Raw genomic sequence first — 1795 nt, 5'->3', positions numbered from 1 at the left:
TGATATGCCCCCTGTCAAGTAGACAGGTAAAATATCTAACAATAGTGTCTGTTTTATAAGGTCAGTCGTACAAATAAATGTACGGCTGATTTTTTATGCAGACCACTTAGACTTGTACTGTTCAATTTTGTTATTCTTAGCGATTGGGTATGACAAAGGATGTTTTGATGTTAAGGCAGCGTTTCTTACTTCCCAAGGCGTTTTACAGTCGTATCTACTCTGTGGTCGCTCATGACTATAAAATCGAATATAGTCTTTGATGGCATATCGGAGGGAGGTCTCATCAGAAATATCATACATCTGATACATTTCTGATTTTATAATTCCCCAAAAACCTTCTATTGGCCCGTTATCAATACAATGGCCTACTCTTGACATGGATTGAATCATATCAGTATCTTTCAGCTTTTTTTGAAAGCTCTTATTGGTATTATTGAAACCCTCTATCGCTGTGAAATATAGGCTTAGCTGTAGGATTTTTTTCAATGGCTTTGTCAAATGTTTTGAAGACCAACCGATTATCATTTCGACCACTTATGACAAAAGCAATAGGATAACGATCATATAAATCAAGTATGGCACTAAGATAGAGTTTCTTATGAGAGTTAGGGATCTTAAACTCTGTAACATCTGTTACCCATTTTTTGTTCGGAGCAGTTGTATAGAAGTTTCTTGCCAACTTATTTTCTGCGGATTCTTCAGGCTTGCCAGTCTTGTATTTTTTCTTTTTCTTACGGATAACGGCGTGAATATCGAGTTTTTTCATAATTCGGTGAATTCTCTTTCTCGAGTAATTCGTATGGTTGAAATGATTAATCCAATCTGTCATTCTTCGATATCCCAAGATATGTGAGAAACGTTCGTCATATTCTTTAATTAATTCCGCAATTTCGCTGTTTAATTGTTCTTGTTCAGGAACTATTCGATGTTTCCATTTATAAAATGCAGACCTCGTAATTCCGAGCTGATGACACATCCAACTAATGCTCCACCCTTTGTTTGTGTTAAAGTGTTCGATCGCTAAGTATTTTGATTCATAACGTTGTTTACCTAGTCTCACATCCTTCCGAATTCTTTCACTTTTTTTAAGAGTTCAACAGTCATATCCTTTTCTTCTAACTGACGTTTTAAGCGCACATTTTCTCTTCGTAAACGTTCTAATTCATCAACCTCATCATCTAGTTTGTGATGACCTCTTTTATCAATTAATCCTTCTTCACCATCACTATCATACTTCTTCATCCATGAGTATACTTGGCTATAAGAAACATTATAAAGTGCCGCTGTTTCCTTATAATTTCGATTGTGTTCAATACAATAGTTGACAATCTCTTTGCGTTCATCAATAGTTGTTTTGCGTCTTGCTTTTGCCATATAGACCTCCTGTTTTGGATTGTAATCCTTAAGTTCTATATTGGCATTATACATCCTAATCCAATTTCTTAAAAGCCCTGAAGAAATATCATACTGATGAGCTAAATCAACAGATGAAGCCTCACCACTAATATATTTTTTAACAAGTTCCATTTTAAATTCTTTTGAATAGGAACGGTTTTTTGTTTTCTTTGTTAGTCCTAAAATTCCATGTTTTTTATAGATGGCCGCCCAATCTTGAATCGTCCTTGTGGAAATATGAAGACAGTTACATATCTCAGCACTGGAACGATTACCATTAATATAATCGAGACAAGCTTGTTCTTTCTCGTATGGGGTGAATCTTTCTCTTCTAGACATAAAAATACCTCTTAAGTAGATTTTGGTTATTTACCATGTCTACTTAAGAGGTATCATATCA

General features: G+C 34.9%; 3 protein-coding genes. All 3 read right to left on the bottom strand.

Annotated features, from left to right (window positions below):
- Positions 1-93: 93 nt before the first annotated feature.
- The 3 genes from HMPREF3237_RS08895 to HMPREF3237_RS01210 are packed head-to-tail and all read right to left on the bottom strand — an operon-like array spanning position 94 to position 1734.
- Positions 94-378 (bottom strand): IS3 family transposase, encoded by a 285-nt coding sequence (locus tag HMPREF3237_RS08895; protein ID WP_180364188.1) that lies wholly within the window; start codon positions 376-378, stop codon positions 94-96.
- Between the two features lie 52 nt (positions 379-430).
- Positions 431-1060 (bottom strand): IS3 family transposase, encoded by a 630-nt coding sequence (locus HMPREF3237_RS08890; protein WP_180364187.1) that lies wholly within the window; start codon positions 1058-1060, stop codon positions 431-433.
- Complete coding sequence (locus tag HMPREF3237_RS01210; protein WP_070888573.1) at positions 1057-1734, bottom strand: helix-turn-helix domain-containing protein; 678 nt, start codon at positions 1732-1734, stop codon at positions 1057-1059. The genes HMPREF3237_RS08890 and HMPREF3237_RS01210 overlap by 4 nt, the downstream gene beginning before the upstream one ends.
- Positions 1735-1795: the final 61 nt, after the last annotated feature.

Source organism: Streptococcus sp. HMSC34B10, from assembly GCF_001839505.1.
GTDB classification, from domain to species: Bacteria; Bacillota; Bacilli; order Lactobacillales; family Streptococcaceae; genus Streptococcus; species Streptococcus peroris.
Note: the sequence above shows the minus strand (reverse complement) of the source record. Positions and strands in the feature narration are given on the sequence as shown.

Bases quoted from the DNA above. Each gene is read 5' to 3' on its own strand.
- HMPREF3237_RS01210 (WP_070888573.1), bottom strand. From the start codon at position 1,734: ATGTCTAGAAGAGAAAGATTCACCCCATACGAGAAAGAACAAGCTTGT.
- HMPREF3237_RS08895 (WP_180364188.1), bottom strand. From the start codon at position 378: ATGTCAAGAGTAGGCCATTGTATTGATAACGGGCCAATAGAAGGTTTT.